16 protein-coding genes are annotated in these 15,963 nt (G+C 74.4%); 7 read left to right on the top strand and 9 right to left on the bottom strand.

Going from position 1 to position 15,963, the window contains the following annotated elements; all coding sequences use genetic code 11:
• The first annotated feature begins 256 nt into the window (after positions 1-256).
• A complete protein-coding gene (gene eboC / locus ET526_RS02490; RefSeq protein WP_135466087.1) occupies positions 257-1,159 on the top strand; it encodes a UbiA-like protein EboC in 903 nt (300 codons plus the stop codon).
• On the opposite strand, the gene ET526_RS02485 is transcribed toward eboC, so the two are convergent.
• Genes ET526_RS02485 through ET526_RS02460 form a run of 6 tightly spaced genes read right to left on the bottom strand, consistent with a single transcriptional unit; the run spans position 1,090 to position 7,749 of the window.
• Positions 1,090-2,544: a nucleotide pyrophosphatase/phosphodiesterase family protein gene (locus ET526_RS02485; protein WP_135466086.1), complete on the bottom strand. Its 1,455-nt coding sequence runs from the start codon at positions 2,542-2,544 to the stop codon at positions 1,090-1,092. The two genes, eboC and ET526_RS02485, sit on opposite strands and share 70 nt — an antisense overlap.
• Complete coding sequence (gene eboE / locus ET526_RS02480; RefSeq protein ID WP_135466085.1) at positions 2,544-3,767, bottom strand: metabolite traffic protein EboE; 1,224 nt, start codon at positions 3,765-3,767, stop codon at positions 2,544-2,546. The genes ET526_RS02485 and eboE overlap by 1 nt, the downstream gene beginning before the upstream one ends.
• Positions 3,768-3,782: 15 nt before the next feature.
• Entirely contained in the window at positions 3,783-4,988 is a 1,206-nt protein-coding gene (locus ET526_RS02475) for a 3-dehydroquinate synthase (RefSeq protein WP_135466084.1), read from the bottom strand.
• A complete protein-coding gene (locus tag ET526_RS02470; RefSeq protein WP_135466083.1) occupies positions 4,975-5,889 on the bottom strand; it encodes a TatD family hydrolase in 915 nt (304 codons plus the stop codon). The genes ET526_RS02475 and ET526_RS02470 overlap by 14 nt, the downstream gene beginning before the upstream one ends.
• 13 nt (positions 5,890-5,902) lie before the next feature.
• On the bottom strand, positions 5,903-6,394 hold the full coding sequence (locus ET526_RS02465) for a c-type cytochrome (protein WP_135466082.1): 492 nt from the start codon (positions 6,392-6,394) through the stop codon (positions 5,903-5,905).
• Complete coding sequence (locus ET526_RS02460; RefSeq protein WP_204623453.1) at positions 6,394-7,749, bottom strand: PQQ-dependent sugar dehydrogenase; 1,356 nt, start codon at positions 7,747-7,749, stop codon at positions 6,394-6,396. The genes ET526_RS02465 and ET526_RS02460 overlap by 1 nt, the downstream gene beginning before the upstream one ends.
• A 324-nt stretch (positions 7,750-8,073) precedes the next feature.
• On the opposite strand from ET526_RS02460, the gene ET526_RS02455 reads away from it, so the two are divergent.
• The 5 genes from ET526_RS02455 (at position 8,074) to ET526_RS02430 (ending at position 11,929) form a co-directional block, all read left to right on the top strand.
• Complete coding sequence (locus tag ET526_RS02455) at positions 8,074-8,871, top strand: enoyl-CoA hydratase/isomerase family protein (protein WP_135466081.1); 798 nt, start codon at positions 8,074-8,076, stop codon at positions 8,869-8,871.
• Positions 8,872-8,944: 73 nt separating this feature from the next.
• On the top strand, positions 8,945-9,283 hold the full coding sequence (locus ET526_RS02450) for a c-type cytochrome (RefSeq protein ID WP_158295464.1): 339 nt from the start codon (positions 8,945-8,947) through the stop codon (positions 9,281-9,283).
• 246 nt (positions 9,284-9,529) lie between these two features.
• Entirely contained in the window at positions 9,530-10,252 is a 723-nt protein-coding gene (gene phbB / locus ET526_RS02445) for an acetoacetyl-CoA reductase (RefSeq protein ID WP_135466079.1), read from the top strand.
• Between the two features lie 637 nt (positions 10,253-10,889).
• The gene (locus tag ET526_RS21860; protein ID WP_240048222.1) at positions 10,890-11,543 is read left to right on the top strand and encodes a YciI family protein; all 654 of its coding nucleotides are present in this window, start codon (positions 10,890-10,892) and stop codon (positions 11,541-11,543) included.
• Positions 11,543-11,929 carry a carboxymuconolactone decarboxylase family protein gene (locus tag ET526_RS02430; protein WP_192898644.1) on the top strand — a complete coding sequence of 129 codons (387 nt, stop codon included), beginning with the start codon at positions 11,543-11,545 and terminating at the stop codon, positions 11,927-11,929. Before ET526_RS21860 ends, ET526_RS02430 begins: the two co-directional genes overlap by 1 nt.
• Positions 11,930-11,951: 22 nt before the next feature.
• On the opposite strand, the gene ET526_RS02425 is transcribed toward ET526_RS02430, so the two are convergent.
• On the bottom strand, positions 11,952-12,302 hold the full coding sequence (locus ET526_RS02425; protein ID WP_135466078.1) for a phage holin family protein: 351 nt from the start codon (positions 12,300-12,302) through the stop codon (positions 11,952-11,954).
• A 152-nt stretch (positions 12,303-12,454) separates the two neighbouring features.
• On the opposite strand from ET526_RS02425, the gene ET526_RS02420 reads away from it, so the two are divergent.
• Positions 12,455-13,321, top strand: a complete 867-nt coding sequence (locus ET526_RS02420) for a DMT family transporter (RefSeq protein ID WP_135466077.1) — start codon at positions 12,455-12,457, stop codon at positions 13,319-13,321.
• 84 nt (positions 13,322-13,405) lie between these two features.
• Here the strand turns inward: ET526_RS02420 and ET526_RS21490 are convergent, their stop codons facing one another.
• Positions 13,406-15,646, bottom strand: a complete 2,241-nt coding sequence (locus tag ET526_RS21490; RefSeq protein ID WP_135466076.1) for a glycosyltransferase family 4 protein — start codon at positions 15,644-15,646, stop codon at positions 13,406-13,408.
• A gap of 106 nt (positions 15,647-15,752) precedes the next feature.
• Positions 15,753-15,950: a hypothetical protein gene (locus ET526_RS02410; RefSeq protein WP_135466075.1), complete on the bottom strand. Its 198-nt coding sequence runs from the start codon at positions 15,948-15,950 to the stop codon at positions 15,753-15,755.
• Positions 15,951-15,963: the final 13 nt, after the last annotated feature.

Here is a 15,963-nt window from a genome sequence, read left to right as displayed (position 1 = left end):
CGCCCCCATCGAGGAGGCGAGGCCTCTTGCGATGCGGCCCCGCAGGCCGCGACCCATGGGATGTGGTATGAGGCCGGCGCGGCGGGCGCCGGGCCTTTCGCGGCGCTCTCCTGCACGCAAAGGTCTGGAGCCGTTTCCGCCCACCGGGCGCGGCGACGGTTCCGGCCCGTTGGCCGTGGGACGGAGGCGCGCTCCCGGTCCGCTCCGATCCGCAACCCGCATGGCGCCGCCGCGGCGGCGACCGGAGGCTCCCTGGATGGACCTGCCCGCCGCCCCCCTCCCCCGCCGTGTGCGTGCCCGAGCCTATCTGGCGCTGACCCGGCCCGCCAACGTGGTCACCGCGCTGGCCGACATCCTCGCGGGCTTCGCCGCGGCGGGCGCGGCGGCGCCCTGGGGAGCGCTGCCCTGGCTGCTGCTCGCCACCGCCTGCCTCTACGCCGGCGGCGTGGTGCTGAACGATGTCTTCGATGCCGCGCTGGACGCGCGCGAGCGGCCGGAACGGCCGATCCCCTCCGGTCGCGCCTCCCGCCGCGGCGCCGCCCTGCTCGGCGCCGGGCTGCTGGCGGGCGGGACGCTGGCGGCCTTCCAGGCCTCGGCGGCAAGCGGCGCCCTCGCCCTCGGCATCGTGCTCGCCGTGCTGCTCTACGACGGCTGGGCCAAGCACCGCCCGCTCCTCGGCCCGGCGACGATGGGGCTGTGCCGGGGCCTGAACCTCCTGCTCGGCGTGAGCGCGGCGCCGGCGGCGCTCGGCGGGCTGTGGCTCCTCGCCCTGCTGCCGCTCGCCTACATCGCCGCCATCACCGCCGTCAGCCGTGGAGAGGTGCATGGCGGCCGGCGCGGCACGGGCTGGCTGGCGATGGCGCTGCTCGGCCTGGTGCTGGCGGCGCTGCTCGGCCTCGGCCTTCGCCCGGACTACGTGGCGCTGGCGGCGCTGCCCTTCGCGGCGCTGCTCGCCTGGCGGGTGCTGCCGCCCTTCCTGGCCGCCGCGCGCGAGCCGGCGCCGGCGCGCATCGGCGCCGCGGTGAAGGCCGGCGTGCTGTCGCTGATCGTGCTGGACGCGGCGCTGGCGGCGGGCTTCGCGGGCCCGCTCTACGGAATCGCGGTGCTGGCGCTGCTGCCCGTCTCGCTCGTTCTGGCGCGCGCCTTCGCCGTCACCTGATCCGCCTCCTCCGCCCCGAAGAGGTGGGCGAGGATCAGGTCGTGCACCTCGGTCGCGGCGATCTCCCCTTCCGGCAGGAGGTGGCGCGCGCGGGTGGCGAGCAGCGGCGCGTCGGCGGGCCCCGCCGGCGGCAGGCCGTGGGAGCCCCGCACCAGCGCGGGGTCGAGCGGGGTCACGTCCATCAGCGCGCGGAAGCCGAGCGCCCGGCGGGCGAGCACGCCCGCGACCTTCAGCCCCGGCAGGCGGATCGCCGGATCGAGGAACAGCTCGACCGGGTCGTAGCCAGGCTTGCGGTGGATATCCACGGTGCGGGCGAAGTCCGGCGCGCGCCGGTCGTCCAGCCAGTAGTAGTAGGTGAACCAGGCGTCCGGTTCGGCCAGCGCCACGAGGTCGCCGGCGCGGGGGTGGTGCAGGCCGTGCGCGAGCTTCCCCGCATCGTCGAGCAGCGCGGCGACGCCCGGCACGCCCTCGAGCAGCGCGCGCACCTCACCGAGGCGGGCGGGATCGCGCACATAGACATGCGCCACCTGGTGGTCGGCCACGGCGAAGGCGGCGGAGGCGCCGGCATCCAGCAGCTCCCGCCCCAGCTCCTCCCGCACCGTCACCAGGCCGCGCTCGCGCAGCACGCGATTGAGCGCGACGGGGCGAGAGACGGGGGTGATGCCGTATTCCGAAAGCAGGATCACCTGCACGCCCCGCTCCTCGTAGTGGCGCACGAGATCGGCGCAGACCGCGTCGATCTCGCCGAGATCCGGGCCGATGCCGGGGTCGTGCGGCCCGAGCCGCTGCAGCGCGTAGTCGAGATGCGGCAGATAGACCAGCGTCAGCGTCGGTGCGCGCGCGGCCTCCACGAGCTTCGCCGCCTCCGCGATCCAGCGGCTGGAGCGGATGGAGGTGCGCGGCCCCCAGAACTCGAACAGCGGGAAGCGGCCGAGCCGCTCCTGCAGCGCGCCGCGCAGTTCCGGCGGATCGGTCCAGATGTCGGGGATCTTGCGCCCGTCCGCGGGATACATCGGCCGCGGCGTCACCGCCACGTCGGTCTCGGCGTACATGGCGAACCACCAGAACAGGTTGGCGCAGGTGAAGGCGGGGTCGCGCCGCCGCGCCGCCTCCCACACCTTCGGCGCCTGCACCAGCCGGTTGGACTGGCGCCAGAAGCGGATCTCGCAGCTCTCGCGGTCGTACCAGCCATTGCCGACGATGCCGTGCCGCGCCGGCTCGGCGCCGGTGAGCATGCTCGCCTGCACCCCGCAGGTGACCGCGGGCAGGGTGGGGCGCAGCGAGGCCATCGCCCCCGAGGCGATCCAGGCCGTGAGGAAGGGCGCCTGCGGCCCGAGCAGCCGGGGCGTCAGCCCGACCACGTTGAGCACCGCGGTCCGCCGCATCACGCCGCGGCCCCGGGGCGGCCGAGCACGCCCAGCACCCAGTCGAATTCGCGGCGGATGGACTGCGCCAGGTCGAGCCGCTGCGCGGGCGGCAGCACCTCCCAGGTGTAGGTCTCGATCTCGAGATGGGAGCAGAAGGGGCGCCGCCGCAGCAGCGCCAGCGTCTCCTCCAGCTCCGCGCGGGTGGTGTCGAGGCCGCCGCAATCGGCGGCGAAGACGGGAACGTGGAAGTGCACGCGCCACTCCCGCGCCTCCGGGTCGGCGATGCGGCCGAGGGCGATGTCGAGGTCGGGATGGCGCCGCAGCCCGCCATCGCCGCGCCGCTCGACCACCTGGTGGAGATAGGTGGATTCGGCGAAGGGGCGCAGGCGCTCGGCCAGCGCCCGCCGCGCCGCCGCATCGCCCAGCGTCGCCTTCAGCGCAGCGCTGACCTGCAGCTTGCCGACGCCGATGCCCGCCGCCTCGAAGCGGCGCAGCACCGCCTCGGGCGCTTCGTATTCGACCGCCGCATGGCAGGCATCCCAGCAGACGCGGAGATGCACGCGCAGCCGCTCCTCCGCCGTCCCGCGCGGCAGGCCCAGGGCGGGCGCGCCATGGCGCAGCAGCGGGCCGCCGAAGAAGGCGACCGTCTCCTCCGCATCCTCGATCAGGCAGTCGGGCTCCGGCTCGATGTCGAGATGGATCAGGCGCCCCGTCTCCTCCGCGAGGCGCGACAGGGCGGCGGCGGCGGTGGCGAGGCGCAGGCTCGCCGCGCGGCGCACCTCCTCGCGCGCCGCCTCGGAAGGGTGCCATCGCTTGTAGGAGAGGGGGACGGTGGAGATGCCGCCCTCCATCCCCGCGGGCAGGAGCCGCGCCAGGATGCGCGCGAGGCGGAGCGTGTAGTCGAGACGCTCCGCGCGCGTCCAGTCGGGCGCGTAGACCTGGTCCTTCACCACCGTCCGGTGGAAGCCGCCATGAGGGAAGCCGTTGATGGTGAAGACGTAGAGCCCCTCCGCCTCCAGCCAGGCGGCGAGGCGGTCGAGCGCCCCCGCCTCCGCCTCCAGCTCTGCCGCCGCGCGCGCCGAAAGCCGCAGCCCGACGCCGAAGGGGGCGCGCGGCGAGAGCTGCGCCTTCAGCGGCGGCAGGTGGCGTTCCAGGCTGGCCCGCACCTCGTCCCAGCTCTCGCCGGGGTGGATGTTGGTGCAGTAGGTGAGGTGGAACTCGCCCCCCGGCCCGGCGCGCATCGTCCGCCCCCCGCCTCAGGCGACCAGGGCGCGCGGCCCGCCGCGGTCGCGCAGCAGGCCGAGCGCCTGGCGGTAGAGGCCGAGCTCCACCTCGTGCACCTCCTCCCCGCGCCCGATGCCGGCCAGCAGCATGATCGTCAGCTCCCCGCCGAGATGCTCGCGGAACTCCGCGAGGCCGCGGAACAGGCTGCGCGGATGCTCCGGGTCCTGCACCTGCTCGTGCAGCTCCGGCGCATCGAGCGCGAAGCCGAGCCGCCCGAGCAGGGCGAGGACGCGCTCCCATTCCGGCCGCGGCAGCAGGCCGCGCAGCCACGAATAGGTGGCGTCGAGCGCGACCCCGATCGCCACCGCCTCGCCGTGGCGCAGCCGGTAGCCGGAGAGGTGCTCCAGCCGGTGCGCGGCCCAGTGCCCGAAGTCGAGCGGGCGGGACGAGCCCATTTCAAAGGGGTCGCCGCAGGTCGCGATATGCTCGGCGTGCAGCGCGGCGGAGCGGTGCACGGCGTGCTCCATCGCCGCCATGTCCCGCGCCGCCAGCCGGTCCGCGTCGCGCTCCAGGGCGGCGAAGAAGGCGGCGTCCCTGATCAGCGCCACCTTCACCGCCTCGGCGAGGCCGGAGCGCCAGTCGCGCTCGTCCAGCAGCGCGAGGAAGGAAAGGTCGTTGATCACGGCGAAGGGCGGCGCGAAGGCGCCGAGGAAGTTCTTCTTGCCGAACGCGTTGACGCCGCACTTCACGCCGACGCCGGAATCGTCCTGCGCCAGCGCGGTGCTCGGCAGGCGGACCAGGCGCACGCCCCGGTGCGCGGTCGCCGCCGCGAAGCCCGCCATGTCGAGCACCGCGCCGCCGCCGAAGGCGAGCAGGTAGGAATGGCGGCAGATGCCCCCCGCATCCATCGCCGCCTGTACCCGCTGCCACAGGGCAGGATCGTTCTTCGCCGCCTCGCCCCCCGGCACCACGAGGGGCGGCGCGCGCAGCTCCATCGCCGCCGCGTGGCGGCGTGCATAGGCGACGAGGCGCGCCGGCAGGTCGGGCAGGCGCGCGACCAGCCCCGCATCGAGCACGGCGACGGCGCGCGCAGGCCCCGCCGCGCCGCGCAGCACCGAGGCGAGCAGCGGGTTCTCCGGGTCGAGCACGCCGCGGGTGAAGTGGATGGCGTACTCGAAGGCGACGGGAATGCGCTGGCGGATCGGCCCCGGCGGCGCCGCGGCCTCACTCGATGACAAGGGCGTCGCGCGCCGCGGCGCGCTCCTCCACCACCGGCTGCTGGCCGCGCAGCACCGAATTGCCGTGGAAGAGCTGGCGCTGGTCCACCGGCGGCGGGGCGAGCCAGTCCTCCTCCCGCATCGCGCCGCTCTGCCCGTAGGCGGCGAGCGCGTTGGCGTAGCAGACCGCGCGCACCGCCTCGGGCGCGATGCCGCGCTCGCGCATCAGCCGCGCCGTCTTCGGCACGGCCAGCGGGTCGGAGGCGCCCCAATCGGCGGAACTGTCCACGATGATGCGCTCCGCGCCGTGGCGGCGCACCACCTCGACCATCCGCTCGTTGCCCATCTTGGTGCGGGGATAGATGGTGAAGGCGGCCCAGTAGCCGCGCTCCAGCACCTCGCGCACCGTCTCCTCGGTGTTGTGGTCGATGACCACGCGGCCGGGATCGAGGCCGTGCTCCTCGCAGAGATCCATGCTGCGGCGCGTGCCTTCCAGCTTGTTGCGGTGCGGCGTGTGCACCAGCACCAGCATGTCGAGCTCCCGCGCCAGTTCGAGCTGGGCGCGGAAGCACCGTTCCTCGGCCGCTGTCATGTCGTCGAAGCCGATCTCGCCCAGCGCGACCACGCCCTCCTTGCCGAGGTAGAGAGGCAGCAGCGCCAGCACCTCCTCGGCCAGCGCCTCGTTGTTCGCCTCCTTGGCGTTGAGGCCGATGGCGCAGTAGTGGCGAATGCCGAACTGACCGGCGCGGAAGCGCTCCCACCCGACGAGCGTCGAGAAGTAGTCCTGGAAGGAGCCGACGGAGGTGCGCGGCTGGCCGAGCCAGAAGGCGGGCTCGATCACCGCGACGATGCCGGCTGCGCGCATCGCCTCGTAGTCGTCGGTGGTGCGCGAGACCATGTGGATGTGGGGGTCTATCAGCATGCCGGCTCCTTCCTCATCGGCCGTCGCCGCGCGCCGCCAGGCAGCCGACGCAGTCCTGCAACGTACGGACGAAGGCGATGATGCGCAGCATCTCGTCCTGGTGCATGCCGCGGCGGGCGAAGGAATCCATTCCACCGTAGGCGCCGCCGTGGATGATCGAGAACATCCCGGCATCGGTGGCGGAGATGGCGTAGGTCCAGTCCGTGCCGTCGAGCGGCGGGCCGAGCGCGCCCTCTCCGGCGCGTCCGTGGCAGAAGGCGCAATGCGCGAGGTAGAGCTTCCGCCCCTCCTCCCTGGCTTCGGCGTCGTTGTGGTAGGGGTTGCGTCCGGTGTGGTGGAACTCCAGCACCGCCTCGGAAAGCTCCTCCCCGGGCAGGGGTGAGAGGTTCAGCGGCTGGCCGTCGAGCACGTCGAAGAACAGGGGCGGCTCCTCGGCGGCGACCGTGCCGAGCAGCGGCAGCATCAGCAGCAGGTGCCACCCGCGAAGGCCGCCCCGCCGCCCCATCAGCGCGCCTCGCGCATGTCGGCCAGCACGGCGTCCGGCGGCACCGCGTCGGCCGGCACGAAGCGCCACAGCGCGCCAGGACGGTTCTCGGTGCCGGCGTTGTCGCCGTAGCCGCAATGGCAGTTCACCGCCAGCACCATGCCGTCCGCGTCCAGGTTGCCGCCGGTGAATTGCAGGCGCGTGCGCAGCAGCTCCTCCATCTGCCACCGGTCCGACGCGCTGTCCCAGGCAACGCCCCAGACGCGGCCCGAACACCAATCGCCAACCAGATAGGTGGAGCGCATGCCGGCGTAGTTGGCGACGCCGAGCCCGATCACGGAGCAGCCCCAATCCTCGCGCCGCGGCTCGGCGCCTGGCCAGGCATGGATGTGCGGCACCTGCGCCACCGGCAGCGTGCCGACCACCGGACAGCCCGGCTCCGGCCCGGTCGAGGGGCGGCAATGCGCCCCCTCGTTGTGGGGCCAGCCGTAATTCTCGCCACCCGGCGAGGACGCCGGCTGCCAGTTGATCTCCTCCCAATGCGCCTCGCCGACATCGGCGATGAACAGGTCTCCGGTGCGCGGATCGAAATGAAAGCTGTAGGGGTTGCGCAAGCCGATTGCCCAGCTTCGCTGCTGTGCCCTCGCTCGATCGGCCAGCGAATAGGATCCGGACAGGCCAAGCCCCGAGAGCACCCGGGAGCCGAGGTGCTGCGTCCGCTCGGAGAAGCCGAGGAAGGGATTGTCCGGCGGGATGCGGTAGGGCGCCTCCCCCGCATCCACGTCTATGCGCAGCAGCCGGCCGTGGTTGCGGTCCGGCATCTGCGCCGCCAGCGGCCAGCCGCCGTCGCCGCGGCCGATGTAGAGGTAGCCGTCGGGGCCGAAGGCGATCATGCCGCCATTGTGCTGCGGGGTGGGCTGCGGAAGCTGCAGGATGACGCGCCGCGTCCGCTCGGCCTGCTCGGGCGTGATCACGTTCGGGCTCTGCGGATCCACCGTGTAGCGCACCACCAGCCCGGCACCGTTCTGCATCAGGGCGGAGTAGTGGACGAAGACGTGGCCGTTCTCGCGGAAGCGGGGATGCGGCGCGATGGACCACAGCCCCTGCTCGATGAAGCCGGCGGCGACCTCGGGAAAGGGCACGCCAGGGCGCAGGCGCGTGAGGTCGAGGAAGGGCCGGTCCTGCACCGTACCGTCCGGCAGCACGAGGCGGACGCGCCCCGCGCGCTCGGTCACGAACAGCCGGCCGCTGCCGTCATTCGCGGCCGCCACGCCGGTCGGGTCGAGGAAGCCCTCCGCCACGCGCATCAGTGCGAGCGGCTGCACGCCCGGAATGCGCCCGCCGGGCTCCGCCACCTCCGCGCGCGAGGATGGCACGCGCTGCGCTGCCGCGTCCGCGCATGCGCCGGCGACGCAGGCGAGCAGCAGAAGCATGCCAAGGATCGGACGCCGGCAGTCGGTCATGCGTGGGAGACACCAGGAGGCGATCGGGCGGGCGGCGCACTCTCTGGCCTCCGCTGCGGTGGCGGAAGCAAACAGGTCGTGAGATCGCCGCCTCGCGCGCGCCGGGCGCGACCGTTGCCGCGCGGCACCACCATGTGTCATTCCTGTCGCATCCGCTCGCCTCGTCATCCGCCCTGGCGTCGCCTTTCGCGCGGACCCTATGCTGCATCCGCACGCGGGAGGGAAGGTGGGGAGTCGATGGCCGTCGTCGAGACCGAGCGCCACGGGCAGGTGCTGGTGGTGCGGATGAATCGCCCCGAGCGCCTGAATGCGCTGAACCGCGAATTGCGCACGCGGCTGGCGGAGACATGGTCCGCCTTCCGGCGCGACGAGGGGCTGGAGGTGGCGGTGCTCACCGGTGCCGGCCGGGCCTTCTGCGCCGGCGAGGACATGAAGGAATCGCTCGCGGAGGGCGCGCCGGGCGGGCACCCTCCGGAGATCGAGGATCCCTTCCTCTCCGGGGCGCTGGAGAAGCCGGTGATCGCCGCCGTCAACGGCTACGCCATGGGCGGCGGCTTCATGCTGGTGGAGCGCACCGACCTCCGCGTCGCCGTGCGCGACGCCGTGTTCGAGGTGTCGGAGGCGAAGCGCTGGCTGCTCGGCGGCTACGACCACGGCCACCTCGCCAACCTGCCCTACCCCATCGCCATGGAGATGGCGCTCGGCTTCCGCTTCACCGCCGAGCGCTTCCACGAGCTCGGCTTCCTCAACCGCCTGACGGCGCCGGAGGCGCTGGTTCCGGCCGCGCTGGAGATGGCGGAGCACTTGCTCACCCTGCCGCCGGCCTCGCGCGTCAACACCGTGCACATGATGCGCCGGATGCGGCCCCGGGTGGCGCCGGGGCTCGAGCGCCTCGCCGCCGCGCTGCACGGGCATGGCGCGAAAAGCGACCTGATGGAATCCCGTGCCGCCTTCGCCGAGAAGCGGCCGCCGCGCTTCAGGGGCTGGGACGATCCCGAGGATCGCTACCGCCTGCCGATGCCGGAGGAGGGCTGAGCGCGCCACGGGCAGACGGCGCGCCGGTTTCCTGCGATGCTCGCCGCGCCGCAACCGCCGGAGGATGCCCCCCATGCGCCGGATCCGCGCCGCCCTCGCCGCGCTGACGCTCGCCGCCCCGCTCCATAACGCGGCCGCGCAGGGCGCGGCGCAGGCGGAGCGCATCGCCTACGGGCGCGCGGTGGCGGAGGCCTGGTGCGCCAACTGCCACATCACCGGGCCGGGCCGGACCTCCGCCCCCGTCACCGACGCGGCGCCGCCCTTCCAGGCGATCGCCGATGCGCCCGCCGCCACGGCGGCCTCCCTGCGCGCCTTTCTGCTCGCGCCCCACGCCCCGATGCCCGACTACCAGCTCAGCGAGGCGGAGCTCGACGGCGTGATCGCCTATATCCTCAGCCTGCGCCGGCGCTGAGCGCCGGCCGCGGGGAAGTTTGCCCGGCCCAACGAAATCGCCCGGCGGAGGGCTCTCCGCCGGGCAGTTCGAGGGGGGTAGATGCCGGCCCGCCTGGGGGGCGCAGCGCCGGCCCCCGCAGCCTGCCGCGCCCCGCGCCCGACGCATTGATCCCGCGCAAGGCCTGCTCGACCGCTTTCGCACTTGATCCGGCCCCGCCTTCCGCCCGACCCTGGCACGGGGGAGCGAACAGCAGGGAGCGCTGCCATGGCAAAAGTCGCATTGGTCACAGGCGGTCAGCGGGGCATCGGCGCCGCGATCAGCGAGGCGCTGCAGCAGGCGGGCCGCAAGGTGGTGGCCAGCTATGCCGGCAACGACGCCGCGGCGGAGGCCTTCACCAAGCGCACCGGCATCCCCTGCTACAAATTCGACGTCGCCGATTTCGACCAGTGCATGCAGGCCGTGGCGCGCATCGAGCAGGAGGTCGGCCCGGTGGAGATCCTGGTGAACAACGCCGGCATCACCCGCGACGCCACCATGAAGCGGCTGACGCGCGAGATGTGGGACGCCGTGATCGACACCAACCTCGGCTCCTGCTTCAACATGTGCAAGGCGGTCTGGGACGGGATGACCGCCCGCAAATTCGGGCGCATCGTCAACATCGGCTCGATCAACGGCCAGGCCGGCCAGTACGGGCAGGTGAACTACGCCGCGGCCAAATCCGGCATCCACGGCTTCACCAAGGCGCTGGCGCAGGAGGGGGCGCGCTTCCAGATCACGGTGAACGCGGTCGCGCCCGGCTACGTGGACACCGAAATGGTGCGCGCGGTGCCGCAGGACGTGCTGGAGAAGATCGTCGCCCGCATCCCCATGGGCCGGCTCGGCCGCGCCGAGGACATCGCGCGCGGCGTCGTCTTCCTCACCGCCGACGAGGCCGACTTCATCACCGGCTCGACGCTGTCCATCAACGGCGGGCAGCACATGTACTGACGCGGAACGGTCATGGCGGCGCCGGGAACATCCGGCGCCGCCTCGCCGTTCAGCCTCCCGCAAGGAGAGGCCGCACGGCCAGCAGCAAGCATCCGAAGGGATCCGAGGACCGGCGGCAGGGGCTCGGCGCCGACACGCCCCGGCCGCCGGACGACCTGCGGCGCGACCCCGGAATCGGCGTCTCGAAGGGCGGTTTCTCGCGCACCGGAGCGGGGCCGGAGGCGATCGAGGGCGCGAACACCTCCGAGGGCGACGTGATGCACGACCCGAACCCGCAGGGCAGGGTGGAGCCCGACCATCAGGGCCGGACCAACCGCTAGCGCAGAGCCCATTCAGGCGGACCCGCCTCCACGGGCGAAGATGCTCGCGCAATCGGTGCGCTTGGGCGTTTGCCGGCAAGCCAGGGCGAACGGGCGATGCCCCGGTGCCTGATCCGCGGAGGCGGGAGCGCCGGAGCGGTGCCCCGATCCGCCGAAGCGGCCCACGCCGCAGAGGGATCGCGGAGCGCCGGAAACGGCCGGGAGCGCGGATCGCCGGCCGCGCGGCCGGGCCGCCACCTCCTCTCGGCGCGGCGCCCACCCCATAGCCAGCCGCCCGCCCGCCGGGCATTCTCCTCGTGGAAGAGGGAGGACGGGCCATGGGCTACGCGGTGCTGGCGTTCGACGGCGAGGACGAGGCGGCGCCGGCGCGGCGCATGGCCGCGCGCGAGCGCCACCTCGAGGTCATCACCGGCTGGGCGGCGGATGGCCGCCTCGCGCTCGGCGTGCCGCTGTTCGGCGAGGGCGGGCGCATCCTGGGCTCGCTGATGGTGCTCGAGGTGCCGGACCGCGCGGGGGTGGAGGCCTATCTCGCCGCCGAGCCCTTCAACGACGGCTCGGTATGGCGGCGCGTCACGGTGCACCCCTTCCGCATCGCCCCCCTGCCCTACCGCCCGCTGCCCCAGCCCGGCGCGCCGACGCCCTCCGCGCGCACCCATACTGTGATCGTGGCGATGGACGGGCGCGACCCGGAGGCGCCGGCGCGTCGCCTGGCGGTGCGGGAGGCGCATCTCGCGCGGGTGCGGCCGATGGCCGCCGACGGCACCCTCGCCATGGGCGGCGCCATCCTGGACGAGGCGGGGGAGCGCATGATCGGCTCCATCGCCGTCACCGCCCATGCCACCGACGCGGCGGCGCGGGAGTGGATGGCCGGGGACCCCTACGTGACGGGCGGCGTGTGGCGGGAGATCACCCTCTACGGCACCCGCTTCGCTCCCCTGCCCTACCGCCCGCTGCCGGGGGCCGCGGGCTGATGCCGCGCCTTGTCGAGTACGCCGAGGCGCCGCCCGAGGTCCGCGCGGTGTTCGACGAGATCAAGTCCGCGCGCGGCGTGCCCGACGTGAACAATTTCTGGAAGGCGCTGGCGGTGGATCCGCCCACGCTGCGCCGCACCTGGGACAGCCTGCGCCAGGTGATGGCGCCCGGCGCACTCGACCCGCTGACCAAGGAGATGCTCTACCTCGCCGCCTCCATGGCGGCAGGCTGCGCCTACTGCACCGCAAGCCACGGCGCCGCGGCGCGCGCCAGGGGCATGACCGAGGCGCAGTTCGGCGAGCTGCTCGCCGTGGTCGGCATGGCCGCGGAGACCAACCGGCTGGCCGAGGCGCTGCGCGTGCCGGTGGACCCCGCCTTCGATTGACGCGCGGGCGGGGGGGGGCGCCTCAGGCCCTCGCCCCGTCGCCGAACAGGCGGCGGGCGAGCCAGCTCACCACCGCGACCACGATCGCGCCGAACACCGCGGGCCAGAAGCCGGCCACGGTGAAGCCGGGCAGCACCAGGGCGGTCAGCCACAGCATCAGCCCGTTCAGGACGAACAGGAACAGGCCGAAGGTCAGCAGCGTCAGCGGCAGGGTCAGCAGGAAGACTGGCGGCCGGACCAGGGCGTTCACCAGGCCGAAGACCAGCGCCGCCAGCAGCAGCCAGCCGAGCCCCCGCGCCTCGATGCCCGGCACGACCTCCGTGGCGATCCACAGCGCGAAGGCGGTGATGAAGACGCGCGCCAGCAAGCCCATGCCCTGTGCCCCCTCTCCGCGCGGCACGCCCGCGCCGCCGCCGCTCCCGCTTGCCCGCGCCGGCGGCAACGGCTTCATCGTCCCGCTTGTAGGGCAGAGTCGCGCCTGCGGCTGGTCAGCCATCCGCGATCTGCCGCAGCGGAGCCTCTCACGTGTCACCGAACGCCGCCACCCTCGCCGGCTGCGCCGCCCTGGCGCTCTGGGCCTTCCTCGCCCCGCTCGCGCGCCTCGCCCAGCCCCTGCCGCCCTTCGGGCTGACGGCGCTCGGCTTTGCTGCGGGCGGGCTGCTCGGCCTGCTCGTGGTGGCGGCGCGCGGGCGGCTCGGGGCGCTGCGCCAGCCGGGCATCGCCTGGGCGCATGGGGTGGGGGGGCTCGCCGGCTACCACGCGCTCTATTTCGCCGCCCTGACGCTGGCGCCGCCGGTGGAGGCGAACCTGCTGAACTACGCTTGGCCGCTGCTGATCGTCCTGCTTGCCGGGCTGCTGCGCGGCCTCCCGCTCGGGCCGCTGCGCCTCGCCGGGGTGGCGCTGGGGGCGGCGGGGGTGGTGGTGCTGCTCGGCGGTGCCGAGGCCGGCAGCGGCGCGGCGGCGCCGAACGCCCCGCTCGGCTTCGCCTGCGCGCTCGGCGCGGCGCTGGTCTGGGCGTTCTATTCGGTCTCCGCCGCCTGGCTGCGGCGCGTGCCGACCGAGGCGGTGGCCGGATTCTGCCTCGTCTCCGGGGCGCTCGCCTTCCTCGCCCATCTCGCCTTCGAGCCGGCGATGACGCCGGGGGCGCGGCAATGGCTGGCGGTGGCGCTGATGGGCCTCGGGCCGATGGGGGCAGCGTTCTTCCTGTGGGACGCGGGCATGAAGCGGGGCGATCCACGGCTGCTCGGCACCCTTGCCTATGCGACGCCGGTCGCCTCCACCCTGCTGCTCATCGCCCTCGGCGAGGGCGCGCTGAGCGGGCAGGTGGTGGCGGCGGCGGCGCTGGTGACGGGGGGCGGGCTGCTCGCGGCGCTGGCCGGGCGGGGGCGGTAGGCGCTTCCCCCCTCCGATCCTGGCCGGCTGCCGGTTCCGGCGCGGCAGGACTGCGGCGGCATCCGGCGCCGCCGGTGCGGGCCTTCAGGCGGGCATCAGCCGCTCGAGCCGCGGCAGGGCCGCGCGCTCCAGCCAGTCGAGCCGGGCCAGGACGTCGTCGGGGCGGCAGGCCATGACGCCGCGCAGCCCGACCCCCTGTGGGGCGCCGGCGGGGCAGGTGATCTCGACCGCCGCCTCCCCCCCGCCCGCCTCCGGCAGGTCGAGGGTGCAGAGGAGCCGCTCCCCCGGCCCGATCTCGATCTCCCTCGGCGCCGCCGGCGGGCGGCCGGGCAGATCCGGGCGCAGCCCGAAGCGCAGCCCCTGCGGCGGCCCCAGCAGGTCGAGATGCACCCGGAGCGGCCCCTCGGTGCCCGGCGGCACCGGCAGGCGCAGCCGCGCCGCGCCCGGCAGGGTCCACACGCCCCAGGGCTCCAGCGCCGACCAGGCCGGCCCCTCGCGCAGGGCATCGGCGACCGCCATGGCGAGGGAGGGCTCGGGCCCCGGCAGCAGCCGCATCTCGTGCACCGCGCCGAGCCGCAGCCCGGCCCGCGCCAGGGGGGCGGGCAGCGCCGGCAGGCGCTCCGGCGCGACGAGGCCGAGCATCTCCGCCGCCACCTCTCCCCAGCTCCGCAGCCGCACGGCGGAGGCGATGCGCGCCTCCCGCGCCGCGCGGAAGGGGGCGTCCCACATCAGGCGCTCGAGCTTCGCCACCAGGTCGGGCTCGCTCTGCGGTTCGAAATAGACCGCGCCCTCGCCGCCGGATTCGCGCAGCGCCGAATGCGCCGGCACGAGCGGCACCTTGCCATGCGCCAGGCTCTCGGTGACCGGCAGCCCCCAGCCCTCGTAGTAGCTGTTGTAGACGGTGAAGAGGCAGCCGCGGTACAGCGCCGCCAGCGCCTGGTCGGAGACGCCGTGCAGCAGGTGCACCCGCTCGCGCAGCGCGGCGGAGTTGGCGTGCAGCGCCTGCGCCTCCTCGGCCAGCCAGCCCCGCTTGCCGACGCAGACGAGGTCGGGCACCGCCGCGGCGCCGTGCCGGCGCAGCAGGGTAAGCCAGGCGTTGAACACCAGCAGGTGGTTCTTGCGCGCCTCCAGCGTGCCGACGAACAGCACGTAGGGCCGGCCGCCGCGCAGCGGCGGCGGCACCGCCTCCGCGGGCAGGGGCGCGGTAGCGGCGGGCGGCGTCGCGGCATCGAGGCGCAACACCGCGGTCGGGATCGCGCAGCCGGGCAGCAGGCGGCCGAGATGGCGGCGGAAATCCTCCTCGGTGCAGGCGGAGTTGCAGAGCACCGCATCCGCCGCCAGGCAGACGCCGGAGAACCAGCGGGCGAACTCGTCCACCAGCGGAGCGGCGCAGCGCTCCGGCACCACCAGCGGGATGCAGTCGTGCAGGAAAGGGATGTAGCGCAGCCCCTGCCGCGCCTTCGCCTCCCGCACCCGGCGCAGATAGTCGGGCAGCCACCAGGAGGTGCCGAGATTGACCAGCCTGCTGCCGGGAGGAAAGGCGAGCGGAGGGGATTGCAGCATCCGCGCCACCGCCGTGGCGACGGCGCCGGCCCAGTCCGGATCCTCCACCGCCGCGCCGCTGGCCGAAAGGGCGACGAGCCGGTGGAACAGCTCGGCCGGCAGGAGCTTCCAGCCGGCGCCGGAGGGGTCGAACCCGACCACCGCCGCCTCCGGCGCCCGTTCGAGCGCCGCGGCGATCAGGTTGATCTGGACGCGCTGGATTCCGGTCGGGGCACGGTTGTGGCGGAAATAGTCGAGCAGGTCGGAGGCGTCGAAGAACAGTGTTCCCGCAACGGCCTCCGCCGCGTCCGCGCCGCCTGCCGCCGGCGTGCGCCCCGGCGGCGGCGGGGCCGCCAGCCTGGCGGGGGGCGGCGGCGCGGCGGGCGGCGGCGGCACGGGGCTGGGCGGCGGGGCGAGCAGCTCGGCGCGGGCGGCGGCGCAGTCCGGGTCCAGGGTCAGGGCGCGGGCGTATGCCTGGAAGGCCTCCTCCAGCCGCCCGAGCAGCTTCAGCGCGTGCCCGATCTGCACATGCAGGTCGGCGTCCCCGGGCTGCCGTCGCTCGGCTTCCCGGTAGAGCAGCAGCGCCCCCGCCGCGTCGCCATCCTCCTTCACGCAGTGGCCGTACTGCACCCAGATCGGCCAGTCCTCGGGGCGGAGCCGCAGATAGGCCGCATAGGCCGCCGCCGCCTCGCCCCATTCGCGCGCGTCGCGCAGGCGGTCGGCGAGGGCCAGCAGCTCGGCGGGGCCGGCGGCGGCCGGTCCGCTGGGCGAGACGATGTCCATCGGCGGCGCTCTCCGATCCTCCGCGCCTTCCCGGCCACGGCGCACGAAAGCGTGAACGGGATGGTGATACAGGATCACCGCCCGGGAACAAGCCTCTCGCGACAGCTCAGAGGAGCAGCAGCAGAAGCAGCAGGAACGGCGCCAGCAGGATGAGCACCGCGGCGGCGCGGAGCCAGAGCAGCGCCGCCTCGGCCAGGCCGAGGGCGATTCCGCCGCGCAGCCTGCCCGCCTGCTCGGCGCCGCGGGCCTCCACCGGGCCGCGCACCGGCTCCGAAGGATGCATCGCCGCTGGCTTGTCACTCATAGCGCAATGAAAA

The organism is Crenalkalicoccus roseus (assembly GCF_004761865.1).
Lineage (GTDB): Bacteria > Pseudomonadota > Alphaproteobacteria > Acetobacterales > Acetobacteraceae > Crenalkalicoccus > Crenalkalicoccus roseus.
This window is presented reverse-complemented; position numbering and strand designations above follow the sequence as displayed.